The sequence below is a fragment of the Streptomyces sp. CWNU-52B genome, assembly GCF_047444975.1.
Lineage (GTDB): Bacteria > Actinomycetota > Actinomycetes > Streptomycetales > Streptomycetaceae > Streptomyces.
This window is the reverse complement of record NZ_JBLFJV010000066.1, coordinates 41,979-65,920: the sequence shown is the minus strand read 5'-3', so window position 1 is coordinate 65,920 and position 23,942 is coordinate 41,979. Positions and strand designations below refer to the sequence as shown.

The window sequence follows — 23,942 nt, the reverse complement described above, 5'->3', positions numbered from 1 at the left end:
GAATCAGACCCCTACCGTGAAGCCGTCGGACCAGCCCTGCATCTCCTGCACGATGCCGTCCCACGCGCCGGTCAGCAGGAGCAGACCGGTCACGATCATCATGCCGCCGCCGATCCGCATCACCCACACGTAGTGGCGCTTGACCCAGCCGAAGGCACCGAGCGCCTTGCGGAAGGCGATCGCGGCGACGACGAACGGCACGCCCAGACCGACGCAGTACGCGATGGTCAGTATGGCCCCGCGTCCGGCGCTCGCCTGGTCGGAGGAGAGCGCCAGCACCGAGGCGAGCGTGGGGCCGATGCAGGGCGTCCAGCCGATCCCGAAGAGGGCGCCCAGTACGGGGGCGCCCACGAGGCCGGCGACCGGCCGCTTGTGGAACCGGAACTCGCGCTGGGTGAGCCAGGGCATCATGCCCATGAAGAAGACACCCATGAGGACCATGAGGACGCCGAGCACCTTGGACATGGTGTCCTTGTGCTCCTGCAAGGTCGAGCCGAAGTAGCCGAAGAGGGCGCCGCCGGAGACGAACACGGCGGTGAACCCCAGCACGAACAGCGAGGCCCCGGTGACCATGCGCCCGCGCCGGGCCTCGGCCAGGTCGGTGCCGCTGACCCCGGTGACGTACGACAGATAACCGGGTACGAGCGGCAGGACGCACGGCGAGAAGAAGGAGACGAGCCCGCCGAGGACCGCGATCGGAATGGCGAGCACCAGCGCCCCGGTGAGGACGGTCTGGTTGGGGTCGGTGCCCGCGGCCAGGAGAAGAGACACGAGCCGTCACTTCTCCGCGAGGATCGGCTTGAGCATCTTGCGCAGGTTGTCCTCGCTGAGCGCGGACAGCGACCGGGAGGCGACCTTCCCGTCCCGGTCGAGCACGAGCGTGGAGGGGATCGTCTGCGGGTTGAGCGTGCCCTTCTTGAAGCGGAGCATCAGCTTGCCCGTCGGGTCGTACAGGCTCGGGTACTCGACGCCGTGGGCCTTCTCGAAGGCGATGGCCGGGGTGGTGCTGGTGTCGCGGGTGTTGATGCCGACGAACTGCACGCCCTGGTCCTCGAGGTCCTCGGAGACCTTGACGAAGTTCTTGGCCTCCAGGCGGCACGGGCCGCACCAGGAGCCCCAGACGTTCAGGACGACGATCTTGCCCTGGTAGTCGGCGACGTTGAGCTGCTTGCCGTCGATGGTCTTGCCGGACAGGTCGGGGGCCTGGGCGCGGCTGCCCTTGGCGACGGTGGCGATGCCGTCGGAGCCGGTGACGAAGCCGGTGTCGCCCGACCCGCCGGACTTGCCCCCTGACCCGCACGCGGACAGCAGCAGCGCGGCGGCGAGGGCTCCGCAGGTCAGCACGGCGGCGCGGCTACGAGCGCGGCCATGGAGACGGATGCGGTTCGAGCGCTGACGGGTCCGGTTCGTGCGCCGGGGGGCGCGGCTGGCGGCACTCATGTGAAAAGTTTCGCATGTCCGTTCCGGGGATCTTGGGCACCCCCCTCGCAGGTGCGAAACAGCATTTCAGACGCCGTTTCGGACGATACGCCCGAAGCCGCGCGGCCGGCCGTTCGCCGGCCCCTCAGCCGTTCGTCGACCCCTTGCCGGAACCGGTGCCGGAGTTCGTGGTGACGTCGCCGAGGAAGGTCTTCCAGCCGCCGACGGGCTCCTGTCCCACGCCCAGCGACCGCATCTTCTCCAGCACGGCCGCGTCCTGCACGTCCATCCAGTCCACGAACTGGCGGAACGACACCAGGCGTACGTCCTTCTTGCCCGCGATGTGCTTCAGCGCGCCCTCGACGGCGTCCATGTAGATGCCGCCGTTCCAGTCCTCGAAGTGGTTGCCTATGAAGAAGGGGGCGCGGTTGGTCTCGTACGCACGCGTGAAGCCCGCTATGTACGACTCGGTCGCCTGCTTGCGCCAGGCCGGGTAGTTGGCGGGCGGGGCCTGGGTCGAGTTGACCGACTGGTTCGCGAGGATGTTGTAGTCCATCGAGAGGACCTCGAAGGTGTGGCCGGGGAAGGGCATCGCCTGGAGCGGCAGGTCCCAGACGCCCTCCTTCTTCGTGGGCCAGACCTGGAGGCCGCCGGGCGAGGAGGCGTCGTAGCGCCAGCCGAGTTCGCGGGCGGTGGGCAGCAGGTTGTCCTGGCCCTTCAGGCAGGGGGTGCGGCCGCCGACGAGTTCCTTCTCGTAGTCGAAGGGCAGCGAGGGCACCTCGTCCTCGGTCCAGCCCGTGTTCGTACGCCACTCCTTGACGAAGGTCTTCGCCTGGTCGATCTCGCTCCGCCACTGGGCCGGAGTCCAGTTCTCGACCGTGCCGGTGCCGCCGCAGAAGTGACCGTTGAAGTGGGTGCCTATCTCGTGCCCGTCGAGCCAGGCCCGCCGCAGGCTCTTCAGCGTGGTCTTGATATGGCTGTCCGTCAGATAACCGATGTCGGAGGCGCCGGGCGCGTTGTTCGGCGGGAGGTACTTGCGCTTTTTCGACTCGGGCAGGAGATAGAGCCCGGAGAGAAAGAACGTCATTCGCGCGTCGTGCTCTTCGGAGAGTTTCAGGAAACGCTCGAAAAGCCCCTTGCCGACGTCTCCCGCGCCGTCCCAGGAAAAGACGACGAACTGCGGCGGGGTCTCGCCGGGTTCGAGCGGCACGGGCTTCGCGGGCTGCTTGGGCTGCTTCCCGGTGAAGGCGGTGGAGCCGTCACCGATGGGGCGGGCGGTGCGCCCACCTCCGCTCTTACCGGAGTCCCCGGAACCGCCGACACCCAAGCCGTCTCCCAGAGCGGTGCCGCAGCCCGAGAGCCCCATGGCGGCCGCGGCCCCGGCTCCGAGCCCCAGCATTCCCCGCCGACTGATGTCGCGCATTCCACCGTCCCCATTCGTCGCGCCCGGCGTCCAAACCATCTGGACACCCGGTTAGAGGGCACGACGAACATCGGGGTTCCCGCCCACACACATATATTTCGGTGACAACCCGAAGATGAACCTGTAACGGACACAAGAGGAACCAACAGAGGCTTACCCCCGTCCGAGGGCCCACTCCACAGGCCCACCCCACAGGCCCGCCCCGCAGGGCCGCCCCGCAGGGCCGCCCCGCAGGGGCGCCCTTTAGGGGCGCGGGGAACTGCGCGCCCAGCCCCCACGCCCCGCACCCGACCCCGCCCCGGAACCCCCCACCCCGGTCCGATCCGGAAACCCACCCCACCCCGGCCCGAAAACCCACCCCAGGCCGGAGGCCACTCCAAGGACCGGAATCCCACCCCAGGGGCCCGGCCCCACCCCGGCCCACCCCAGCGGAGCGCCTACGCTCCGAAGGCCTTCGACTTGCCCTTCACCGGCCTCGCCCCCGCAAGAAGATGCGCAGGCACAAGATCCCGAGCCGGCTCCGTGTACCCCACGGACACGATCTTGTCGCCCCGGTACGTGAACGTCGTCAGCGAGGCGAGCGTGCACTGCCGCTTGCGCGGGTCGTGCCACAGCCGCCGCCGCTCCACGAAGGACCGCACGATCCAGATCGGCAGCTGGTGGCTGACGCACACCGCCTCGTGCCCCCGCGCCGCGTCCTTCGCCGCGTCCAGCGCCCCCATCATCCGTACGACCTGCTCCAGGTACGGCTCACCCCAGGACGGCTTGAACGGGTTGACCAGGTGCTTCCAGTTGTCGGGCTTGCGCAGCGCCCCGTCCCCGACCCCGAAGGTCTTGCCCTGGAAGACGTTCTCCGCCTCGATCAGCCGGGCGTCGGTCGCGAGGTCGAGACCGTGCTTCCCGGCGATCGGCGTGGCCGTCTCGCGGGCCCGCTCCAGCGGGGAGGAGACGACGTGCGTGATGTCCCGGGGGGCGAGGTGCTCGGCGACCCGCTCGGCCATCCGCTGCCCCAGCTCGGACAGGTGGTAGCCGGGCAGCCGCCCGTACAGCACACCGTCCGGATTGGCGACCTCGCCGTGCCGCAGCACGTGTACGACCGTGATGTCACTCATGCTGCTGTGGCCTCCGCTGCTGCCCGTGCCGCCGCCGGAAGGGCGTCGGCGATCCGCTGTACCGCCCGGTCGTCGTGCGCCGTCGACACGAACCAGGACTCGAACGAGGACGGCGGCAGGTAGACGCCCTGCGCCAGCATCGAGTGGAAGAAGGCGTTGAAGCGGTACGACTCCTGCGTCTTCGCGTCCTCGTAATCGCGTACGTCCTCCCCCGTGAAGAAGACGGAGAACATACTGGACGCATTCTGCACCCTGTGCACGACACCTGCTTCGGTGAGGGCGTCGGCGACCAGCGTACGGATCTGCTCGGACACCGCGTCGAGGGCGGCGTACGCGGCGTCGTCGAGCAGCCGCAGCTGGGCGAGGCCCGCGGCGGTCGCGACGGGGTTCCCGGAGAGCGTGCCGGCCTGGTAGACGGGACCGACGGGTGCGAGATGCGCCATCACGTCCGCGCGTCCGCCGAAGGCGGCAGCCGGGAAGCCACCGCCCATGACCTTGCCGAAGGTGACGAGGTCGGGTGCGACACCGTCCACGCCGTACCAGCCGGCCCGGCTCGTACGGAAGCCGGTCATGACCTCGTCGGAGATGTACAGGGCACCGTCCGCCGCGCAGGCGTCCTTGAGCCCCTGGTTGAAGCCGGGCAGGGGCGGCACGACGCCCATGTTGCCGGGCGAGGCCTCGGTGATCACACAGGCGATCTCACCGGGATGCGCGCGGAAGGCTTCACGCACGGCGTCCAGGTCGTTGTACGGCAGGACGATGGTGTCCTGGGCCTGGGCACCGGTGACGCCCGGGGTGTCGGGAAGAGCGAAGGTGGCGACGCCACTGCCCGCGGCGGCCAGCAGGGCGTCCACGTGCCCGTGGTAGCAGCCGGCGAACTTCACGACCTTGGCGCGCCCGGTGTAGCCGCGTGCGAGACGGATGGCGGACATGGTCGCCTCGGTGCCGCTGGACACGAGCCGGACCTGCTCGACCGGTCCGACGCGGGCGACGATCTCCTCGGCGAGGGCGACCTCGCCCTCCCCCGGCGTACCGAAGGAGGTGCCTCGGGACACGGCGGCCTGGACCGCCGCGATCACCTCGGGGTGGGAGTGGCCGAGGATCATCGGCCCCCAGGAACAAACGAGGTCGACATACTCCCTCCCGTCGGCATCCGTCAGGTATGGACCGTTACCGGACACCATGAACCGGGGCGTACCGCCCACGGCACGGAAGGCGCGGACGGGAGAGTTCACGCCGCCGGGCGTCACGGCCGCCGCACGGTCGAAGAGAGTCTGCGAAACTGGGGCTTCGTACGGATAGCTCACACGGACCATGGTGTCAGAGGCTGCGAAGATCCTGCGGAGAGGTGTTTCAACGCACGTTTCGTCGTGCGGTCGTGGGGGAGGTCACTGTCACGATGATCGGGTTGCGTGGCGGGGGTCGCGAGCCCTGGAAAAGCAGTCGGGTGGAGATATGCAGCGCGGTGGCGGACTGGGCGAGGGGACCGATGACCTCGGTCCTCGGCGTGCCCGGCGGGGGAAGCACCGGCGCGAGGCAGAAGCGGCCGAGGCACGGCAGATACAGGGATCGCAGGGCGAACCTGAGCGGATCGAGCCGTCCGCGCGTATGGACGGTATGGACTACACGGACCGCGGGGCAGACCAGCTCAGGCCAGGAAGCAGCGGGAATGGTGGCCGGGTGGGGGTGACCTACAAATACTTCGGGGCTCCGGACGGTGCGACCGCCGCCCGCGTCCCGATCTCCATGCGCCCGGAGGAACTGGGCGGCGACGAGCTCGGTATGAACGGCATGTTCACAAAGATCAAGCCGGAGACGATGGCGGCGATGGTCCTCACCGGCATCGAGGGCATACCCCTGAACAAGGTGCCCCCGCTCGAACTGGTCGTCCTCCACCCCGACTACGCCGTCGTCCGGCTCCCCATGACGGTCGTCGACCCCCTCCGCGGCATAGGCGAGGAAGCGGTCGGCGCGGCGGCCTTCATCTGGTCGACGGTCCCGGACCGCGGCGGCCCGCGCGACGCGTTCAACGTCTACCAACTGCTGCACGAATGGCAGGACTTCAGCCATCGGTTGCATGAGGCGGGGCATCAGCCTTATTGCTTGGTGTGGCCCTGACCTGGGGTTTCATTGGCAGCGGGCGGGGTCTTCGGACCTCGCCCTTTTCAGTGAGCGGGAACGTGCGCTCGCGTTCGCCGAGCAGGTCTGGGAGCTCACGTACGCGCTGGAACAGCGAGTCCAGTTGCCCCTTGTCGACCTCCCCGGTTTCGCCGGAGGGGAGGTCCACCCCGGCGAAGAGCTGTCTACCGACCCTGTATCCGCAGCCCGCGAGCTTCGCCGTCGTTGGGGCCTCGGCGACGGCCCTGTCACGCATCTGGTGAGGCGGATGGAGTCCCACGGGATCGTGGTGGTCATGCCGCCTGCCAGCGATCCCTCTGCCGCGAGCGTGGACGCCTTCTCCACCCGGGCAGCCCGGCCGCTCGTCGTTCTGACCGCCGCCCGGGCCGACGACATCTACCGGCACCGGTTCACGGCTGCCCATGAGCTGGGCCACCTTGTGCTTCACGCCGATGCCACCGGTGACAGCCGTCAGGAGAAGGAGGCGGATGCCTTCGCCGCCGAGTTCCTGACCCCCCAGGACAGCATCCTGCCGTTCCTGCCGGGGCGAATGGATCTTGCACGCCTGGCCGAGCTAAGGGGCGTCTGGGGAGTCTCCCTCCACTCGTTTGTCTACCGATGCCGCGAGCTGGGGCTGATCTCCGACGCGACTGCCAGCCGGACGTATCAGCGTCTACGCGCTCTCGACGGCCAGCCGGGCTTCACCGCCGAATCCGTCTCGAACTTCCCCGGTGAACGGCCTTCGCTGCTTCGGCAAGCCTTCGAGCTGGCTGCCAAGGAGGCGGGCCTATCGGTTTCCCAACTGGCTCATGAGCTGGCGTGGACAAGCGGGAGAGTGCAGGACTTGCTGGGCGTTCAGGAACAGAGGCCGGTGCTCCGGCTGGTCCAGTAGCAGCGTCGTTCGACCTGAGTAGCCGTGGGGCACGGTCGTTTCCCGATGCTGCTGTCAAGAGTCTCCAGCGCCAAGCCAACAACACGTAGCGATGTCATCAGGGCCGACTCACCTCGGAGTCGGCCCTGATGGCTCCTCGTAGGACGTGGACGATGTCCTCGGGCTTGAGGTCGATACCGTCGAGACCCGCCAGGGTCAGCGGGATCTCCTCCAGCGCGTACTCACCGCGGCCTTCGGTGCTGAACTCGGGACCGGTGCGGTCGTCGAAGGACCAGGTCGCGATGCGGGCGAGGTAGAAGAGCTGACGCTCGTCGTCGGACTCCATCGTGTGGAGCAGACGGATGATGTCGGCCTTTCCCGCGATCTCCTCGTGGATCTCGCGGTGGAGGGCGGCCTCGCGTGACTCATCGGTGGGCTCGACGCCGCCGCCGGGCAGGACCCAGTACTCGGGGATGCCGGGCCTGGTGCGGCGGATGACCAGCATCGTGTGGTCGGGGGTGACGAGGACGGCACGGACTCGTTCGATCATTTCGTTGGGTCTCCTTGCTTGTTGACGTTCTCAGTGGAGCAGCCAGCCACCATCGACGTGGACGGACTGCCCCGTGATGAACGAGGCGGAGGGGCCTACGAGAAACGCCACCAGGGCGGCGACGTCCTCGGGGCGGCCACGGCGCGGGACGCACTGGCGCTTGATCTGGTCCTCCGGCCGCGCACGGTGCCGGGCAGGGAGGGCGTTCTCGGCCTCTACCTGGATGGCGCCGGGCATGACGGTGTTGACGCAGATCCCGAACGGACCCAGTTCGCGGGCGAGGGAGCGGGTCAGTCCCAGCAGCCCGGCCTTCGCGGTGCTGTATGCGACGAGGTTCGTTCGGCCGGCGCGGGCGTTGACGCTGCCGATGTTCACGATCCGGCCCCAGCGGCGTTCGATCATGCCGGGGGTGAATGCGTGGCAGGTGCGGTAGTGGGCGGTGAGGTTCACGTCGAGGGAGTAGTTCCAGGCGGTCTCGTCGGTGTCCTGCCAGGCGACGCGGGGGTAGGAACCGGCGTTGTTCACCAGGATGTCGACGGGTCCGATCTCGGCGCGGACGACGTCGGCCATGGTCCGAACGGAGCCCGGATCGGTCAGGTCGGCGTTCACCGCGATCCCAGGGCTGCCCGCGCGTTCGAAGGCGGCGAGGAGGGCGTGGGCGTCGGGGTCTTGGCCGAGGTGGTTGACCGCCACGGTTGCTCCGGCGGCCGCGAGCGTCCGTCCGATCTCGGCGCCGATGCCGGTGGCCCCGCCTGTGACGAGGGCGGTGCGCCCCTGGAGGGGCCGACTCTGGAGAGGACTCTCAAGCAGTGGCAGGGACATTGCCGCTCCGTTCGCCGGGGTGGGGGTGAGAGGCCGGTGTAGTGGTGAAGAAGGTGTCGAGGGTCATGTGCGGGTCCTGGCTCTCGGCGAGTTTGATCAGAACGAGCAGAAGGTCGTGTCCGGTGAGCCGGGAGGGCGGGATGACGCCGAGGACGCGCAGGGCGAGAAAGGCACGGATCTCCTCCATGCCGCCGCTGCTCTCGATGCGGAGGCCGTCCAGGGCACGAGTGATGGCCGCAGCGCGGCCGGGGCTGGTGTTCCAGGAGTATCGGACATCGATGTGGCGACTCCTCCTGTGCAGTTCCAGGTGCTCGATGCGAGGGCGGGCCAGAGACGGCAGGGCAAGGCGGAGGGTGCGGGCGTATACGTCGGGCTGGTAGCGGGGGACGAGCCAGCCGCCCAGGGCCACCAGGTACCAGAGCAGGTTGGCGGCCTCGCCCGCGACGGTGTTGCGCCCGGCGTACTCGAAGTCGAGCCAGCACAGCGGCTCGGCGATGTTGGGTTCGGTGGGGTCGCCCTGCGTCAGGCCGGCGCGCAGGCGGCGGTCAGGGGCCAGCGCGTCACGGAGGCGCTCGATGGTGTCGGCGACATCCGGCGTCAGCGGTCTGCCGTTGGCGGTGAGGGTGAAGTCGGCCAGTTCCCGGACGGTGAGGGTGGTATCGGTGTGGGGCAGAGCGATGGGCAGGTCGCGGCGCAGGTACCAGCGGTCCAGCCGTCCCCCGGGGCGGATGCGGTCGAGGTAGAGGTCCGGTACACACTCGGCCAGCGGCATGTGCTTCCCGGTCTCCTCGGCCGCCGCCCGCAGGTCGGCGCAGACGCCGTCCACGAGGCGGGTCAGGCGGGGCCGGACGGCCAGGTCTCGGTCGGCTAGAGCGATCACGTCGCCCAGGAGAAGGTCGCACCGGCCGGTAGCGAAGACATCCTCGTAGACAAGGATCTGCCTGTCCGGTAACGCGATCTGCCCGCGGAGGGCCGGAACCGCGACGCGAGAGGCGAGCCGCGCACGCCCCTTCGCCTCGTTCTCGGCCTGCTCGCGGGTAGCCACCGGCTTGTGGAAGATACCCGTTGCTGCCGTGGCCCACCTGCCTGTCGCGCTCACCGCGTCTCTCCAGGAAGAGTGTCCAGCCATCCCTGGAGAACGAGGAGCGCAAGCGCTTCGGCAGCGAGCGGCTCGGTGCGAGCGGTGGTGACCAAGCTCGTGTCCTGCCGTGTGGCGTCGAGGAGGACGGTGAGGGCGTCGCTGTCGGAGGGGCACTCGATTCCCTTGAAGCGGAGCTGGATCTTCGCGAGCAACGCCGTGACCTTGTAGAGGGCGCGGAGGTCGGGGCTGCCTTTGAGGAACTGGCGGCGGATCTCGATGGCGGCCTGGATACCGTCGCGCAGGCTTGCTGCGATGTCGGTTGCCGCGTCCGGAGAGGGCAGAGACAGACCGGGGGTGGACCACAAGGGGACCAGCGACCCGCTACCGATGAGAGCGAGGACGTGAAGGAGTCGAGAGGTGATGGCGCCGGCCCGACACTCGGCACGGGTCAGTACGGTGATGCCCAGCTTGACCCCGCCGAGTTCGGTCGCCAGATCCGCGAGGATCTGGCGCATCTCGTCGAGGGAGGAGGTGTCTGCCACGACGAGGACGTCGAGGTCGCTCCAGCCGTGCTGGTACTTGCCCCGGGCGCCGCTGCCGGTGACGGCCAGCAGATCGATCAACGGGCGGAGGCCGGTGGTGCGGTCGATGAATTCGGCCAGATAGGACTCCAGGTTCACGGGGAGTCCGAGCGCGTTGACCGGCATGGTCAAGGGCTCGTGTTCCGGCCAGCGTCGATCGAGCGCGATGCGGTCCAACCGCCGCTCCAGCTCCAGGCGCGGTCCGTCGTTGCTGATGACCTCATGGGCGATCGAGACGATCTTGTCCGCGCCTCGTGCGCATTTGGTGAGGTCGCGGTCGACGACGTCCTGGGAGCCAGCAGTACCTCGCCGGATGCGTGTGGCCTCGGAGGCGTCCAGGTACGCGATGGTGAGCTGGGGCCCGAGCATCCGGGCGAGTTCGGCGGTCGAGTCGAAGTCGTGCAGCGACTCGATGCTGACGGAGTCGAGGAAGTGGTGGGCCTGGTAGAAGCGGTCCAGCGAGTCCACGATCAACTCGGCCTGCAGGACTGGACCCAGTCGGTACGGGTCGCCGATTCCGGCGTGGCTGGCGGAGTTCTCGATGAGATACCCGATCTTGAGGCGGGCGTGGCCGTGCTGGGTGCGCAGATACTCGCCAGCCGTGCTCTTGCCGCTCTCCGACATCCCGCCCAGCGCGGTGACGTGCACTCCGGCCAGGGCACGGCTGGGCACCTCCGGATGCAGCGGTGCCAGAAGCCGGCGCACCTCGTCCTGGACGGCGACGGTCGGCCGATCCCCGATGCGGATGGCCATCGGGAAGCGCCCCTCGTCGACGAGGCGGTTGATCTGCTCATGGAGGTGGCGTTGGTAGGCCGCGTAGATGCCGGTGACGGACACCTCGTGGGCCAGGCTCCGGCGGGCACCTTCCTCCGGATCCTCGCAGTGCAGGAGGACGAGGGCGTGCTCGTCCTCCTCGGCGGCCCGCAGGTCGGTCTCGTACGGGGCCAGCAGGATCCGGGCCCGGTCCGTGGCCTGCGCGGCGTCCAGATCCTCCCGTACGGCGACCGTCGCGGCGACGGACGCCTCCAGCATCGGGATGCCCCGGTCCAGCAGGCGCACGGGTGCGGAGAAGGGGAGGCGGGAGCGTTCGAGGTAGGAGGTGGCGAGGACGTCGGCGACCTCCTCCACCGGGCCGGTCTCGAACCACCAGCGAGCCATGCCGTCGGCCTTGATGACGTTCCAACGGGGGTCGTAGCGGTCGAGTGGGCCTGCTGAGGTCACGGCCGGGCCCATGCGCCGGGCGAGGATTCCGATCTGCTTGGTCTTCCCGGTGTTGTCGGGGCCGCTGAACGCGACCGACACGGGGAGGGGATACGTGTCGCTGTTGTACGGACTGGACATCGGCTTCCCTTCACGGGTGATGCGGAAGAAAAAGGGGGGTACGTCGGTGAGGCATCGTGGATGGCCTGCGGCAAACGAGGTGGGCTCCGGCCCCGGCCGGGGAGGCCAGACCGAGGCCGAAGGGGCTATACGGTTCCGTCGGCCGACGGAACGTCCTCAACGCTGAGCGTCGGCTGCGCCGACGGGGCCGGCGCGGAGGAGTGCTCGGTGTGGGCCAGAAGGCCGACCGCGACGAGTGGAGGCCGTGCCGAGGGCCCAGATCCAGCTCAGGACTGTCTCCAGCGGGTCGGACAAGGGGGAACGGCTCACCGCGTCGCCTCGCGTACGACAGGGTGCCGAGCGGCACTGGGCCGTCGCGTGGAAGGGATCGTGCGGGCCTCTCAGGTGTTCGGGGCAGGCACCAATAGGCACTGAATAGGGCCTATCCGAGCCATTCGGAGATTTGTGGGGTGATGTTCAGTGAACGACGGGCCGCGCTCCCGGGACAGGACCCAGGATGTAGTCCTGCGTAATCCCGCGTAATCCAGGTGGGGGAGGGTGACGGGGTGCCGAGGAACCCGGCCATCGCGGAACTGATCAAGCGGGCCTGCCAAGAACGAGGCTGGGGACCCTCGGAGTTGGCGCGTGCTCTCGGCCTGGCCGAATGCGGTGACCCGCGCCGCCTGCAGCGACAGCACGCCCGGCGGTGGATAGAAGGCGAACGGACCCCAGGCCACTGGTGGCCCTACATCGCGCAGGTGCTGGCACTGGATCCCAAGGCGATCAACCTCCTGGAGCCCACGCCTGCGACACCCCACACAGATACCGTTGCATCAGTCCTGCACCTGGGAAGGAGCGACGTGGAACGCCGGGAGTTCATCCTCGCCTCCAGCGGATACGCGCTGTCCGCACTCGGCCTGCCCGACATGGACAGCATCACTCGCCGGACCAAGACCGCCCTTCCCGGAGCCGTCCGCGTCGGCCAGGGCGAGGTGGCCGCCGTACACCACATGGTCAAGGCACTCGGCGACTCGGCCTCCGAACTCGGTGGGGGGCATGCCCGTCACCTGGCTGTCCGCTACCTCACCCAGGACGTCGCACCCTGGCTGGAGGGCCGCTTCACCGAAGCCACCGGCCGCGACCTGTTCGCCGCGACCTCACAGCTCGTCCACCTCGCTGGCTGGATGGCCCAGGACGAAGGCGACACCCCCGAACTGCGCGGGCTTGCCCAGCGCTACTACGCGCATTCCTTCCGCTTGGCCGCCGAGGCCGGCGATCCGGAACTGTCAGCAACAGCTCTCCGCGGCCTCGCCGTTCAGTGCGTCGACCTCGGCTATCGCGCCGAAGCCGTCCAGCTCGGCGAAGCCTGCGTGGAGTACGGTCACCAGCTCATCAACCCGCGAGCCGTCGCCTATTACGAGGCCACCCTCGCCAACGCCGCCGCCCAGGACGACGACCGACGCATGGCCACCAAGCACCTCGCCCTGTCCGAGACCGCCATCGGTAAGCCGACCGCCGCAGCCGGCGACTCCTGGGCTGCCCACTACTCCCCCGGCCGATGGGCCCACGAATCCGGCATGATCCTTTCTCGCCTCGGCGACCTCGACGCCGCCGAGGAACACCTTCACCTCGCCCTCGACATCCACGGCCTCGACCGCCGCCGCACCCGAGCCATCGTCCTCGCCGACCTCGGCGGCGTGCGCCTGCGCCAAGGCGACGTCGAAGGAGCCATGGCTACCTGGCGCGACTTCCTCGACTGCGCCGACGGCATCCGCTCGGTCAAGGTCCAAGCCGCCCTCCAGGACATGCGTGTCCGCCTACGCCGGTACACCGGAGTTCTAGAAGCCCAGGAACTCCGCGAGCAGGCAGCGCGCATCTCAAGGTGATCTCGGTGTCAGCTCTGTCAGTAGCGGGTGATAAGCCTGTTCTTCAGTCAATCGGCCCGGCATCACCTGAAGGTCAACCGACCCTGCGGGGCGCATGCACCACGCGGACCGAAACCGCACCTCACTGACGGGGATCACCATGCTTGACTCTCACGAGTTGGCGCCGGACGGCGAGGGCCTGGAGCAACTAGGACCTGTCCGGGCGATCACGCGTCCCGATACGGTGGCTGCGGCGGAGGGGCCTGGTGAGTGCAGTGGAGATGAGCCGTGCGGAAGCGGTCGCGCTTGTGCAGCGGATCACGGATATGGGTTACGCCTCCGACGGCGAGGTGGCCGGCTGGCTGGACAGGCTCGACAGAGCCCTGGCCTGCCCGTCCGGTCACGTCAGTGACTTGATCTTCTGGCCGCCGGAGCGGGATCTTTCGGCTGATGAGGTGGTCGATCAGGCCCTGGCGTATCTGCCGATCGTTTTGTGAGGCCGGGACTCAGCTCCGAAGCCAGATGAGCAGGGCTGCGGTGGTTGCTGTGCCGAGGAAGACGTAGCCGCGCTTGTCGTAGCGAGTGGCGACGGCCCGGGACTGCTTCAGCCTGTTGATCGCTCGTTCCACGGTGTTGCGCTTCTTGTACCTCTCTTCGTCGAAGCCGGGTGGCCGTCCGCCGAGTGAGCCTTTGCGTAGGCGGGCGGCCTGGCTGTCGGTCTTCTCGGGGATCGTGTGCCGGATGCCCCGGCGCCGCAAGTACTCGCGGCAGGGGCCGTTGCTGTATCCCTTGTCGGCCGCGATGCTGTCGGGCTTCGTGCGGGGCCGGCCCGGACCGCGTCTCGGGACGCGGATCTTTGCCAGCACCGTGTGGAACTGGGCGCAGTCCGCCCGCTGCCCTGCGGTGACGACCAGTGGCAGCGGACGGCAGCGGCCGTCGACGCTCAGGTGGACCAGCAGGGAAACGAGGGCTCCCACATCACGTCCTTGCAGGCGCACCTTCCCTGGCAGAGGGGCTGACCCGTACAAGGTGGCGTACGCGGTCGGCAGGAACGCCATGATCCAGCCGCGCCCGGTGAGATGGCCTCCATCGCCGTATCCGTGCCGAACATGGTGAGAAAGCCGGCAGTACCCCGCATGCACCGCTGTCCGGGTGGTGGCCTGCCCGGACGGCCTCTCCCTCCCTCAACACGGCAAGGGGGCGTAGGCAACCGCCCCAACTCGGTTGCCCACGCCCCCACAGACCCAGCCCGCCCGCAAAAACCTCACGCCGCCAGCGTCACCGCGCTCACCGCCGGAGTCCGCAGTACCCGGCGGGCCGTGATCAGGGTCGTGCCCAGTACCGCCCCCGCCGCCACCGCCGCGATCCCCAGCCAGATGCCCAGCCCCTGGTCCGGCAGGACCGTGTCGCCCGTGCGGACCATCGTGAAGGGGATGATCCCGGCCAGCGCCGCCGCCGTGCCGAAGAAGACACCCGTCACCGTGAGGACGAGCGACTCGACGCCGATCATGCCGAGCACCTGACCCGGAGTCGCCCCCGCCAGGCGCTGCTGGCCGAACTCCTTGCGGCGGTAGGTCGTCGCCGCGTACAGGGAGTTGATCAGCATGATGCAGGAGAAGACCACGATGATGCCGACGACCGTCAGGTTGAGGGTTTCGAGGTTCTTCGCGTCGACCGACTTGGGTACGCCCGCCGCCGCGATCTCGTCGTTCTCGACGGCCTGCGTGTAGAGGGTCGCCGTCGAGATGCTCGTGAAGAGGATCAACGGCACCAGGACACCGGCCAGTTCGGCCGCCCGCACCCGCAACGTGCGTACGGCGAGATAGCCGCTCGGACCACCCGTCGGCAGCCGGTCGAGCAGCGCCCTCAGCAGCCGCGGCGACAGGAGCGCGAACCCGACCGCGAGCAGGACCGCGCCGTACACCGGCGGAGCCATCAGCGCGGCGGCGTCCGAGGAGACCGCGAACGTGGCGCAGCTCGACAGGCCGCCCAGGACCAGGGACCCGAGGACGAGGAACCTGCGTCCCCTGCCCCGGGGCCGGTGCCGGCCGGTGGTGGCCCGCCGCACCGCGAGGAACGCCGCCCCCGCCGCGGCGATCACCGTGATGTCGACGCCCGAGTACAGGGCGATGGGCCCGAACGCGTAGTCGACGGACTCGGCGACCTGCCCGCTGTCCTGGAAGACGTCGAGCAGCACCCGCCCGCCGAGCATCGCCGGGCCGATGGCCAGCAGCGCGCCCACCAGGGCGACCGCCACCGACTCCCCGACGACCATCCGCTTGATCTGCGCGGGCGTCGCCCCTGAGCAGCGCAGCAGCTCGATCTCCGCGGAACGCTGGCGCACGTTCACCGTCAGGGTCGAGGCGACGGCGAAGAACACCAGGAGCGAGCCGTAACCGCCCACGACGCCCGCCGCGGTCGACAGGGTCTCCGAGCTGACGGAGTCGACCCCCGGCGCACCGGCCGTGTCGTGCATCGAGTTGAACGTCATGATGATCGCCGCGCCCAGGAAGGCGGACAACAGGGTCGCGGCGAAGCGCCCGGGCCGCTGCCGGACGGAACGCGCCGCGAGGGCCGACATGGTGAGCATCGCGGTCACACCCCCGCCATCACGTCGTCGCCGAGGTGCGCGAGGCGTTCGGCCACCGCGTCCGCCGTCGGGTGCCGCATCTCGCCCACGAGCCGGCCGTCCGCGAGGAACAGCACCGAGTCGGCGTACGAGGCCGCGACGGGGTCGTGGGTCACCATCACGACCGTACGGCCGTGGACGCGTACCGCCTCCTGCAGGAGCCGCAGGACGTCCCGCGCGCTGCGCGTGTCCAGGGCGCCGGTCGGCTCGTCCGCGAAGATCACGCTCGGCTCGGTCACCAGGGCGCGGGCGATGGCGACGCGCTGGCGCTGGCCGCCGGAGAGCTGGTCGGGCCGGTGGCCGAGCCGCTCGCCGAGGCCGACGGCGGTGAGGGTCGCCCGCACCCGCGCCCGGTCGACGCGGCGCCGGGCCAGCCTCAGCGGCAGGACCGTGTTCTGGGCCACGGTGAGGGTGTCCAGCAGGTTGTACTGCTGGAAGACGAAGCCGATCCGGTTGCGCCGGAACCTCGTCAGCTCGGCCTCGGTGCCGCCGGTCATCGCCGTGCCGTCGACCATCACGATGCCGCTGTCGGCCCGGTCGAGCCCGGCCGCGCACTGCAGCAACGTGGACTTGCCGGAGCCCGAGGGCCCCATCACCGCGGTGAACGTGCCGCGCGCCAGGCTGAACGTCACCTCGTCCAGCGCGGTCACCGCGCTGTCGTCGCTCCCGTAGGTCTTGCTGACCTTGACCAGCCGCAGAGCCATCTCGGTGACACCCGGGCCCGTACCCGTACCTGTGCCCGTGCCCATGCCCGCATGTGCGGTGTCGTGGCCACGTCGGTCGGCGGTACGTCGGTCGGCGGTACGTCGATCAGTTCGGCGAAACATCGTCATCAGCCTCCGTCGGGCACGGTCCGCGCCCCCGCTGTCGGACACTTCCTGTGCCCCGCCGAAGACGCTACGGAGAACGCGGGACGGGCACATTGGGCGCAGAACCCGTATCCGGAGGTGTACTCAGCACCACCGCCACGGCCCGGCCGGCCCCCGCCGACGTCACCGGAGTGCGGGCGCCATCGCCACAACCTTGCGGGGCCTTTACCTGGGCGTCGCCGCCCGTATGCCTCGGCTTGATTTCATCGGACCTCCGCAGGACCTGCTTCTCCTCCCCCGCCGCCGCCCCGCCTCCCCGCCTCCCCGCCTCCGCCTGAACTTCTGATCGTGCCGCAGTCCCCATGGCACTCCTTCGACACTCCCTGGGGAGAGATGGAGCGAGACATGACCGACCTGAAGAGTGCGAGCGGCATGAACGTCGACTACAGCGACCACGACGACCCGGTGCTGATCCGGCCGGACGGCACCCCCGTCGACACCTGGCGCGAGAACTACCCGTACGCGCAGCGCATGGAGCGCAAGGAGTACGACTGGCACAAGCGGCTGCAGCAGATCGAGCTGCTGAAGCTGCAGAGCTGGATCAAGGAGTCGGGGCGCCGGCTCGTCGTCGTCTTCGAGGGGCGGGACGCGGCCGGCAAGGGCGGCACGATCAAACGCTTCACCGAGCACCTCAACCCGCGCGGCGCCCGGGTCGTGGCCCTGGAGCGGCCCACCGAACGCGAGCGCGGGCAGTGGTACTTCCAGCGCTATGTGGAGCACCTGCCGACCGCCGGGGAGATCGTGCTCTTCGACCGGTCCTGGTACAACAGGGCGGGCGTCGAGCGGGTCATGGGCTTCTGCTCGGACGACGAGTACCGGCGCTTCATGCGGCAGGCGCCCGCCTTCGAGCGGATGCTCGTGGACGACGGCGTGGACCTGGTCAAGTTCTGGTTCTCGGTGTCGCAGGGCGAGCAGCGCACCCGTTTCACGATCCGCCAGGTCGATCCCGTACGGCAGTGGAAGCTCAGCCCGATGGACCTCGCCTCGCTGGACCGCTGGGACGACTACACCGCCGCGAAGGTCGCCATGTTCCGCGAGACGGACACCGCGCAGGCCCCGTGGACCGTGGTGAAGAGCAACGACAAGAAGCGGGCCCGGGTCGAGGCCATGCGCAGCGTGCTGGCGCGCTTCGACTACACGGACAAGGACCACGAGGTGGTCGGCGACCCGGACCCCAGGATCGTGGGCGCGGCGGCGACCCTGCTGGAGGCGGGAGAGGACGACAACCTCCAGGGGGACTTCCCAGGAGACCTCAAGGGGGACCTTGAGCGGGACCTCCAGTGAGACCTCCAGACCGGTGAGCAGCGCCCGGCAGGCCGGTCCCGGACGCGCGCCCGCGCCCGGCCTCACCCCCCGTCGACCGTGAACCCGGTCACCGACCCCCCGCCCTCCCTGCGGCGGGCGAACGGCTCTCCCCCGTGCGCCGCCGCCACCTCGCGGACGATCGAAAGACCGAGCCCGGAGCCGGGCAGGCTCCGGGCGTCCGCCGCGCGGTAGAAGCGGTCGAAGACCCGGTCCAGGTCCTCCCGCGCGATACCGGGGCCGCGGTCCAGGACCTCGACACGGACGGTGTCCCCGGCGCGCGTCACGACGAGTTCGATCGGCTCGCTCCCGCCCAGGTCGAACTTGGCCGCGTTCTCCACCAGGTTGGACACCGCGCGTTGCAGCGCCGCGGGCCGCCCGTCGACCGCCGTGTCGCCGGACACCCGGACCGTGACGGCCCGTCCGGTACGCCTGCGGGCCGCCACCGCCACGTCGTCCGCGAGGTCGCCCACGATCACCCGTCGCGGTGGCCCGGTGTCCGACTGGCCGGCCGCCAGCGCGACCAACTCGTTGACCAGGTCGGTGAGTTCGCGGGCCTCCTGGGCGAGGTCGGCGACCAGTTCCACGCGGACCGCGGGCGGCAGTTCGTCGATCCGGCGGAGTATCGAGATGTTCGTACGCAGCGAGGTCAGCGGCGTACGCAGCTCGTGCCCCGCGTCCTGGACGAGGCGCCGCTGGTCGTCCTCGGACTGGGCGAGCCGGCCCAGCATGCGGTCGAAGGAACGGCCGAGCCGGGCCACCTCGTCGTGCCCGGCGACCGGCACCTGGACACCGATGCCCAGGCGGCCGGTGCGCGCCACGTCCTCGGCGGCCCCCGCGAGCCGCACGAGACGCGAGGTGATGCGCCGGGCCAGCCACCACCCGAAGAGCCCGGCGGCGACCACCACGGCGGCCACCAGCAGGACGGTCCGCTGCTGGAGGTCGCGCAGCAGGTCCTCGGTGCCGCTGAACTCCTGCGCCACCTGTACGGCGCCCCGGCCGCCGCCGAGCGGGACGGTCGCCAGGCGGTACACCTCGTCGCTGTCGCCCACGCCGACGTCCCGGTACCCCACCGGCCGCCCGGCGGTCCGCCCGGCCGCGATCCGCCGGTCGTCGGCGTCCACCGGCAGCGGCGGGCGGCCCCGGTCGACGACCGACCCGGCCGGTCCCAGGACCTGCACGACCGTGCCGCTCGGCCGGACGAGTTCGGCGCGCGGACCGCTGTCGGCGTCGGCGTCGGCGGTGGCAAAGTCCGCGGGTGACAGCGGGCTGCGGCGCACCTCGTCACGCAGGTCCTGTACGACGCCCTCGAACACCGTCTGCTGGTCCACGCGTACGAGCCGGGCGGCGGCGTCGTACGACAGGAAGCCGACGAGGACGGTGACGGCCGCCGCCACGGCCGCGAACGACACCGTGAAGGTGGTCCGCAGCGAGGAGAGCCGGGCCCTGGCCACCCACCGCCCGAGCCGCCCGGACCGACCGGACCGACCGTTCGAGCCCACGGAGCCGACGGAGCCGATCCGACTGCGCCGCTCGCCCGTACGGCGCGACCGCCACCGCCACCCCCGCGACCACCACCGCCGCCGCCGCACTCAGTCCTCCCTCAGCACGTACCCCACGCCTCGCACGGTGTGGATCGGCGACGGCACACCCGGCTCGTCGAGCTTGCGCCGCAGGTAACCGACGTACACGGCGAGGTTCTTCGAGCCGGGCCCGAAGTCGTAGCCCCAGATGCGGTCGTAGATGGTGGCGTGGTCCAGGACGATGCCGGCGTTGCGGACGAGCAGCTCCAGCAGGTCGAACTCGGTGCGGGTCAGCTCCGCCTCCCGCGTCCCCCGCCAGACACGGCGGGCCTGCGGATCGATACGCAGACCCGCGGCGGCGACCTGGCCATCGGGCGCGCGCCGCGGTTCGCTGGGTACGTCGTCGGGGGCGCCCGTACGCCGGAGCAGGGCCCGGAGCCGGGCGAAGACCTCCTCGACGTCGAACGGCTTGACCACATAGTCGTCGGCGCCCGCGTCCAGGCCCGCGATGCGGTCCGCGGTCTCGACGAGCGCGGTGAGCATCAGGATGGGGGTGCGGTCGCCCTCGGCACGCAGGACACGGCAGACCTGGAGGCCGTCGATGCCGGGCATCATCACATCGAGGACGAGCACGTCGGGCGGGGTGCGGTGGGCCTGCGCGAGCGCCTGGACGCCGTCGGCCACCGCGGTGACCGCGTACCCCTCCAGAGTCAGAGCCCGCTCCAGGGCATGGCGGATCGCACGGTCGTCCTCGGCGAGCAGCAGATTGTGGGCCACGGGACCAGTCTGCCAAGCCGACTGCTACGTACTACCTGCTGAAGAGGGGGTACGGCCGGTCCTCTTACCCGGCTCTCACCCTGCCGGGACCGGTGGCTTACCTCGCCCAGCCACTGTTTCCCCTGTGCCGGGGGCGAGCGCCGCGACGGGGAGGGCCACGCACGCATGAACCGCACGGGACGCACGGGACACACAGGACGCACAGAACACATGGAGCGTATGGAACGCACGGGCCGCACGGAACGCATGAAGGTCGTCTTCCTGCTGCACAACGCGTACGCCATCGGAGGGACCGTCCGCACGACGCTCAACCTCGCCACGGCACTCGCCGACCGGCACGACGTGGAGATCGTGTCGATGCGGCGCCACCGGGACGAGCCGCGGTTCACCGTCGACCCACGGATCACGGTGGTACCGCTGGTGGACGAACGGGACGGCAGCGAGGACCTCACGGACCCCGACTACGCCCGGCCGGCCACCGACTTCCCCGACTCCGACAAGCGCTACGCCCAGTACACCCGGCTCACCGACCTGCGGGCCCGTGCCTACCTCACGGCCTGCGACGCCGACGTGGTGATCGGCACCCGGCCCGGCGTCAACGTCTACGTGTCCCTCTTCGCGCCGCGCCAGGCCCTGCGGATCGCCCAGGAGCACCTGCGGCACGACGCCCACACCAAGCGGCTGCGGAGCGTGCTGGCCCGCCACTACCGCCGGCTGGACGCGGTGGTGACGACGACGGAGGCGGACGCGGAGGTGTACCGGCGGCGGATGACCCTGCCGGGGGTACGGGTCGCGGCGGTGCCGAACATCGTGCCGGCGCCCGAGGGCGTCACCCGCGACGAGGCGACTGACGAGACGACCGGCGAGACGACCGGCGAGACGTCGAAGGTGGTCGTCGCGGCGGGCCGGCTGGTCCCCGGCAAACGCTTCGACCTGCTGATAGAGGCCTTCTCCGCGGTCGCCTCGAAGGAACCCGACTGGCGGCTGCGGATCTACGGCGGCGGCCCGCAGCGCGACCACCTCCAGGACCTCGTGGACGGCCTGGGCCTGTCGGGACACATTCGGCTCATGGGCCCGCGTACGCCGATGGAGGCGGAGTTCGCGAAAGCGGCGCTGGTGGTGTCGGCGTCGGACGCGGAGTCGTTCGGGATGACGCTGGTCGAGGCGATGCGCTGCGGGGTGCCGGTGATCAGCACGGACTGCCCGTTGGGCCCCGCCGAGATCATCACCGAGGGCGTGGACGGCAGGCTGGTCCCCGTCGGCGACTCACGTGCGCTGGCCGAGGCGATGCTCGACCTGATCACGGACGGGCCGCTGCGCCGGACGATGGGCCGGGCGGCGCTGGCGAGCTCGCGGCGCTACGACGCCGAACCGATCCTGGACCGCTACGAGGCGCTGTTCGCGGAGCTCGCGGCGACGCGGGGCAGCCGCGCGCGGGCCCGGGGGCGGGTCCGCGCGGCCGGCTGGGTCCGGCGGCAGGCCCGCAGGTTGCGCCGGGCGCTGCCGGGGCGGCCCCGGGTGGCGGGGCCTTGACCTGGACCATGGCGTCCGGGCCGGTGGCGGCTGGTCGCGCGGTTCCCCGCCCCGAGCCCCGTAAGGGGCGGGGAACTGCGCGCTCCGCCCCCGCCGGCCCGCAGAGCCAGACCCGCCCCTACTCCGGCCGCACCGCGGCAAGCTGCGCCGCGAAGGGAACGACATCGAAGCCACCGACCCGCACGGAATCGCGTACGGACTCGGGCGCAGACTCGGAATCGGGCTCGGAATCGGGCTCGGAATCGGGCTCGGACCGGGCCCGCCCGGCACCCATCCCCATCCCCGTCCTCGTCCCCATCCCCATCAGCGAGGCCAGCTCCCCCGCCGCCCGCTCGATGCGTTCGGCGAGTCCCTCCGCACCCCAGTCCTCCGAGGCCGCGTAGACCCCGGTCGGCACGACCACCGCCCGCAGGTACGCGAACAGCGGTCGCAGCGCGTGATCGAGGACCAGCGAGTGCCGTGCGGAACCCCCGGTCGCGGCGATGAGCACGGGCTTCCCGGCCATCGCGTCACGGTCCAGGACGTCGAAGAACGACTTGAACAGTCCGCTGTAGGAGGCGGAGAACACGGGCGTGACGACGATCAGGCCGTCCGCCGACGCCACCGCGTCCAGGGCGGCGCCGAGCGCGGGCCCGGGGAACCCGTTGGTGAGGTTGTGCGCGATCTCGACCGCGAGGTCGCGCAGCTCGACCACCTCGACGTCGGCGGCCGTGGCAGCACGCCCCGCGACGGCCACCGCGAGCCGGTCGCCCAGCAGCCGGGTGGACGACGGGACACTCAGCCCCGCCGACACGACGACGAGCTTCATGACGCGGTCACCTCCTGGCCCGCGTCGGCGGAGGCGGCGGCCTCAGCGGCGGCGGCAGCGACCCGCGCGGCGTGCGTCGGCGCCTCCGGCACCCCGGCGGGGCGCCCCTTGGCGAACTCCTCGCGCAGCACGGGCACGACCTCCTCGCCCAGCATGTCGATCTGCTCCAGCACGGTCTTCAACGGCAGTCCGGCGTGGTCCACCAGGAACAACTGCCGTTGGTAGTCGCCGGCGTAGTCCCGGAAGGCCAGCGTCTTCTCGATCACCTGCTCCGGCGAGCCGACCGTCAGCGGGGTCTGCTCGGTGAAGTCCTCCAGGGACGGACCGTGCCCGTACACGGGCGCGTTGTCGAAGTACGGCCTGAACTCCCGTACGGCATCCTGGGAGTTGCGCCGCATGAACACCTGGCCGCCGAGTCCGACGATGGCCTGCTCAGGTGTGCCGTGCCCGTAGTGCGCGTACCTCGACCGGTACAGCTCGACCATCTGCTTGGTGTGGTCGGCCGGCCAGAAGATGTTGTTGTGGAAGAACCCGTCGCCGTAGTACGCGGCCTGCTCGGCGATCTCCGGCGAGCGGATCGAGCCGTGCCAGACGAACGGCGGCACGCCGTCCAGCGGCCGGGGCGTGGCGGTGAACGACTGCAGCGGCGTACGGAACTTGCCTTCCCAGGTCACCGCCTCCTCGCGCCACAGGCGGTACAGGAGGGCGTAGTTCTCGACCGCGAGGTTGATGCCCTGGCGGATGTCCTTCCCGAACCAGGGGTAGACCGGGCCGGTGTTGCCGCGCCCCATCATCAGGTCCACGCGCCCGTCCGCGAGGTGCTGGAGCATCGCGAAGTCCTCGGCGATCTTCACCGGGTCGTTGGTGGTGATGAGGGTGGTGGAGGTGGAGAGGATGAGGTTCTCGGTGCGGGCGGCGATCCAGCCGAGCATGGTGGTCGGCGACGACGGCACGAACGGCGGGTTGTGGTGTTCACCGGTCGCGAAGACGTCGAGCCCGACCTCCTCGGCCTTCTGCGCGATGGCGACCATGGCCTTGATGCGCTCGTGCTCGGACGGGGCCCGTCCCGTGGTGGGGTCCGGCGTGACGTCGCCGACGCTGAAGATCCCGAACTGCATGGCTGCCTCATCCTCCGCAGGTTGTTTACGATTCAACTATACCCGCAAACACCCACGCCACCCGCCGGTATTCCCACCACCTCCGGCAGGACCGGTCCCGGGGCCCGCTTGAGCCGGGAGGCCGGGGCCGGGACGCAGCCCGGGGGCCGGAGGCCCGCCTCCCCGCCGCCCGGCAGGCCGTCGAGCACGCTCCCCCACCAGCGCCCCGTAAGGGGCGCGGG

22 protein-coding genes are annotated in these 23,942 nt (G+C 70.2%); 6 read left to right on the top strand and 16 right to left on the bottom strand.

What is annotated here, in order from left to right:
- Nucleotides 1–3: 3 nt before the first annotated feature.
- The 5 genes from ACLVWQ_RS39845 to hemL all read right to left on the bottom strand — a co-directional run bounded on the left by ACLVWQ_RS39845 (nucleotide 4) and on the right by hemL (nucleotide 5,270).
- A complete protein-coding gene (locus ACLVWQ_RS39845; RefSeq protein ID WP_414114216.1) occupies nucleotides 4–771 on the bottom strand; it encodes a cytochrome c biogenesis CcdA family protein in 768 nt (255 codons plus the stop codon).
- A gap of 6 nt (nucleotides 772–777) precedes the next feature.
- A complete protein-coding gene (locus ACLVWQ_RS39840; RefSeq protein WP_414114215.1) occupies nucleotides 778–1,440 on the bottom strand; it encodes a TlpA family protein disulfide reductase in 663 nt (220 codons plus the stop codon).
- Between the two features lie 124 nt (nucleotides 1,441–1,564).
- Nucleotides 1,565–2,842 (bottom strand): hypothetical protein, encoded by a 1,278-nt coding sequence (locus ACLVWQ_RS39835; protein WP_414114214.1) that lies wholly within the window; start codon nucleotides 2,840–2,842, stop codon nucleotides 1,565–1,567.
- A 437-nt stretch (nucleotides 2,843–3,279) separates the two neighbouring features.
- Nucleotides 3,280–3,954 carry a histidine phosphatase family protein gene (locus tag ACLVWQ_RS39830; protein WP_414114213.1) on the bottom strand — a complete coding sequence of 225 codons (675 nt, stop codon included), beginning with the start codon at nucleotides 3,952–3,954 and terminating at the stop codon, nucleotides 3,280–3,282.
- Nucleotides 3,951–5,270 carry a glutamate-1-semialdehyde 2,1-aminomutase gene (gene hemL, locus ACLVWQ_RS39825; RefSeq protein WP_414114212.1) on the bottom strand — a complete coding sequence of 440 codons (1,320 nt, stop codon included), beginning with the start codon at nucleotides 5,268–5,270 and terminating at the stop codon, nucleotides 3,951–3,953. Before hemL ends, ACLVWQ_RS39830 begins: the two co-directional genes overlap by 4 nt.
- A gap of 139 nt (nucleotides 5,271–5,409) precedes the next feature.
- On the opposite strand from hemL, the gene ACLVWQ_RS39820 reads away from it, so the two are divergent.
- Entirely contained in the window at nucleotides 5,410–6,072 is a 663-nt protein-coding gene (locus tag ACLVWQ_RS39820) for a hypothetical protein (protein ID WP_414114211.1), read from the top strand.
- Nucleotides 6,032–6,964, top strand: coding sequence for an ImmA/IrrE family metallo-endopeptidase (locus ACLVWQ_RS39815; RefSeq protein WP_414114210.1), 933 nt, complete (start codon nucleotides 6,032–6,034; stop codon nucleotides 6,962–6,964). Before ACLVWQ_RS39820 ends, ACLVWQ_RS39815 begins: the two co-directional genes overlap by 41 nt.
- 97 nt (nucleotides 6,965–7,061) lie before the next feature.
- Here ACLVWQ_RS39815 and ACLVWQ_RS39810 read toward each other — a convergent pair whose 3' ends face one another.
- From ACLVWQ_RS39810 to ACLVWQ_RS39795, 4 genes are all read right to left on the bottom strand, one after another.
- On the bottom strand, nucleotides 7,062–7,493 hold the full coding sequence (locus ACLVWQ_RS39810; protein WP_414114209.1) for an NUDIX hydrolase: 432 nt from the start codon (nucleotides 7,491–7,493) through the stop codon (nucleotides 7,062–7,064).
- 30 nt (nucleotides 7,494–7,523) lie between these two features.
- Nucleotides 7,524–8,315 (bottom strand): SDR family NAD(P)-dependent oxidoreductase, encoded by a 792-nt coding sequence (locus ACLVWQ_RS39805; protein ID WP_414114208.1) that lies wholly within the window; start codon nucleotides 8,313–8,315, stop codon nucleotides 7,524–7,526.
- Complete coding sequence (locus ACLVWQ_RS39800) at nucleotides 8,296–9,195, bottom strand: hypothetical protein (RefSeq protein ID WP_414114207.1); 900 nt, start codon at nucleotides 9,193–9,195, stop codon at nucleotides 8,296–8,298. Before ACLVWQ_RS39800 ends, ACLVWQ_RS39805 begins: the two co-directional genes overlap by 20 nt.
- 215 nt (nucleotides 9,196–9,410) lie before the next feature.
- The gene (locus ACLVWQ_RS39795; RefSeq protein WP_414114206.1) at nucleotides 9,411–11,318 is read right to left on the bottom strand and encodes a nucleotidyltransferase domain-containing protein; all 1,908 of its coding nucleotides are present in this window, start codon (nucleotides 11,316–11,318) and stop codon (nucleotides 9,411–9,413) included.
- 839 nt (nucleotides 11,319–12,157) lie between these two features.
- On the opposite strand from ACLVWQ_RS39795, the gene ACLVWQ_RS39790 reads away from it, so the two are divergent.
- On the top strand, nucleotides 12,158–13,183 hold the full coding sequence (locus tag ACLVWQ_RS39790) for a tetratricopeptide repeat protein (RefSeq protein WP_414114205.1): 1,026 nt from the start codon (nucleotides 12,158–12,160) through the stop codon (nucleotides 13,181–13,183).
- 260 nt (nucleotides 13,184–13,443) lie between these two features.
- Nucleotides 13,444–13,659, top strand: a complete 216-nt coding sequence (locus tag ACLVWQ_RS39785; protein WP_414114317.1) for an e9imm peptide — start codon at nucleotides 13,444–13,446, stop codon at nucleotides 13,657–13,659.
- Nucleotides 13,660–13,668: 9 nt separating this feature from the next.
- Here the strand turns inward: ACLVWQ_RS39785 and ACLVWQ_RS39780 are convergent, their stop codons facing one another.
- From ACLVWQ_RS39780 to ACLVWQ_RS39770, 3 genes are all read right to left on the bottom strand, one after another.
- Nucleotides 13,669–14,139 (bottom strand): IS5 family transposase, encoded by a 471-nt coding sequence (locus tag ACLVWQ_RS39780; protein ID WP_414114204.1) that lies wholly within the window; start codon nucleotides 14,137–14,139, stop codon nucleotides 13,669–13,671.
- 287 nt (nucleotides 14,140–14,426) lie between these two features.
- Nucleotides 14,427–15,743 carry an FtsX-like permease family protein gene (locus ACLVWQ_RS39775; protein WP_414114316.1) on the bottom strand — a complete coding sequence of 439 codons (1,317 nt, stop codon included), beginning with the start codon at nucleotides 15,741–15,743 and terminating at the stop codon, nucleotides 14,427–14,429.
- Between the two features lie 14 nt (nucleotides 15,744–15,757).
- Nucleotides 15,758–16,540 (bottom strand): ABC transporter ATP-binding protein, encoded by a 783-nt coding sequence (locus tag ACLVWQ_RS39770; protein ID WP_414114203.1) that lies wholly within the window; start codon nucleotides 16,538–16,540, stop codon nucleotides 15,758–15,760.
- Between the two features lie 465 nt (nucleotides 16,541–17,005).
- On the opposite strand from ACLVWQ_RS39770, the gene ppk2 reads away from it, so the two are divergent.
- Nucleotides 17,006–17,944 carry a polyphosphate kinase 2 gene (gene ppk2 / locus ACLVWQ_RS39765; RefSeq protein WP_414114202.1) on the top strand — a complete coding sequence of 313 codons (939 nt, stop codon included), beginning with the start codon at nucleotides 17,006–17,008 and terminating at the stop codon, nucleotides 17,942–17,944.
- A gap of 62 nt (nucleotides 17,945–18,006) precedes the next feature.
- On the opposite strand, the gene ACLVWQ_RS39760 is transcribed toward ppk2, so the two are convergent.
- Nucleotides 18,007–19,464 carry an ATP-binding protein gene (locus ACLVWQ_RS39760; RefSeq protein WP_414114201.1) on the bottom strand — a complete coding sequence of 486 codons (1,458 nt, stop codon included), beginning with the start codon at nucleotides 19,462–19,464 and terminating at the stop codon, nucleotides 18,007–18,009.
- A gap of 90 nt (nucleotides 19,465–19,554) precedes the next feature.
- On the bottom strand, nucleotides 19,555–20,262 hold the full coding sequence (locus tag ACLVWQ_RS39755; protein WP_414114200.1) for a response regulator transcription factor: 708 nt from the start codon (nucleotides 20,260–20,262) through the stop codon (nucleotides 19,555–19,557).
- Nucleotides 20,263–20,508: 246 nt separating this feature from the next.
- Between ACLVWQ_RS39755 and ACLVWQ_RS39750 the strand changes: the two genes are divergently transcribed.
- Nucleotides 20,509–21,795 carry a glycosyltransferase family 4 protein gene (locus tag ACLVWQ_RS39750; RefSeq protein ID WP_414114315.1) on the top strand — a complete coding sequence of 429 codons (1,287 nt, stop codon included), beginning with the start codon at nucleotides 20,509–20,511 and terminating at the stop codon, nucleotides 21,793–21,795.
- Nucleotides 21,796–21,913: 118 nt separating this feature from the next.
- Here ACLVWQ_RS39750 and ACLVWQ_RS39745 read toward each other — a convergent pair whose 3' ends face one another.
- On the bottom strand, nucleotides 21,914–22,603 hold the full coding sequence (locus ACLVWQ_RS39745; protein ID WP_414114199.1) for an FMN reductase: 690 nt from the start codon (nucleotides 22,601–22,603) through the stop codon (nucleotides 21,914–21,916).
- Entirely contained in the window at nucleotides 22,600–23,721 is a 1,122-nt protein-coding gene (locus ACLVWQ_RS39740; RefSeq protein ID WP_414114198.1) for an LLM class flavin-dependent oxidoreductase, read from the bottom strand. The genes ACLVWQ_RS39745 and ACLVWQ_RS39740 overlap by 4 nt, the downstream gene beginning before the upstream one ends.
- Nucleotides 23,722–23,942 lie beyond the last annotated feature (221 nt).

Bases quoted from the DNA above. Each gene is read 5' to 3' on its own strand.
- ACLVWQ_RS39840 (WP_414114215.1), bottom strand. From the start codon at position 1,440: ATGAGTGCCGCCAGCCGCGCCCCCCGGCGCACGAACCGGACCCGTCAG.
- ACLVWQ_RS39835 (WP_414114214.1), bottom strand. From the start codon at position 2,842: ATGCGCGACATCAGTCGGCGGGGAATGCTGGGGCTCGGAGCCGGGGCC.
- ACLVWQ_RS39830 (WP_414114213.1), bottom strand. From the start codon at position 3,954: ATGAGTGACATCACGGTCGTACACGTGCTGCGGCACGGCGAGGTCGCC.
- hemL (WP_414114212.1), bottom strand. From the start codon at position 5,270: ATGGTCCGTGTGAGCTATCCGTACGAAGCCCCAGTTTCGCAGACTCTC.
- ACLVWQ_RS39820 (WP_414114211.1), top strand. From the start codon at position 5,410: ATGCAGCGCGGTGGCGGACTGGGCGAGGGGACCGATGACCTCGGTCCT.
- ACLVWQ_RS39815 (WP_414114210.1), top strand. From the start codon at position 6,032: ATGAGGCGGGGCATCAGCCTTATTGCTTGGTGTGGCCCTGACCTGGGG.
- ACLVWQ_RS39810 (WP_414114209.1), bottom strand. From the start codon at position 7,493: ATGATCGAACGAGTCCGTGCCGTCCTCGTCACCCCCGACCACACGATG.
- ACLVWQ_RS39805 (WP_414114208.1), bottom strand. From the start codon at position 8,315: ATGTCCCTGCCACTGCTTGAGAGTCCTCTCCAGAGTCGGCCCCTCCAG.
- ACLVWQ_RS39795 (WP_414114206.1), bottom strand. From the start codon at position 11,318: ATGTCCAGTCCGTACAACAGCGACACGTATCCCCTCCCCGTGTCGGTC.
- ACLVWQ_RS39785 (WP_414114317.1), top strand. From the start codon at position 13,444: ATGAGCCGTGCGGAAGCGGTCGCGCTTGTGCAGCGGATCACGGATATG.
- ACLVWQ_RS39775 (WP_414114316.1), bottom strand. From the start codon at position 15,743: ATGTCGGCCCTCGCGGCGCGTTCCGTCCGGCAGCGGCCCGGGCGCTTC.
- ACLVWQ_RS39770 (WP_414114203.1), bottom strand. From the start codon at position 16,540: ATGGGCACGGGCACAGGTACGGGTACGGGCCCGGGTGTCACCGAGATG.
- ppk2 (WP_414114202.1), top strand. From the start codon at position 17,006: ATGACCGACCTGAAGAGTGCGAGCGGCATGAACGTCGACTACAGCGAC.
- ACLVWQ_RS39750 (WP_414114315.1), top strand. From the start codon at position 20,509: ATGAAGGTCGTCTTCCTGCTGCACAACGCGTACGCCATCGGAGGGACC.
- ACLVWQ_RS39745 (WP_414114199.1), bottom strand. From the start codon at position 22,603: ATGAAGCTCGTCGTCGTGTCGGCGGGGCTGAGTGTCCCGTCGTCCACC.
- ACLVWQ_RS39740 (WP_414114198.1), bottom strand. From the start codon at position 23,721: ATGCAGTTCGGGATCTTCAGCGTCGGCGACGTCACGCCGGACCCCACC.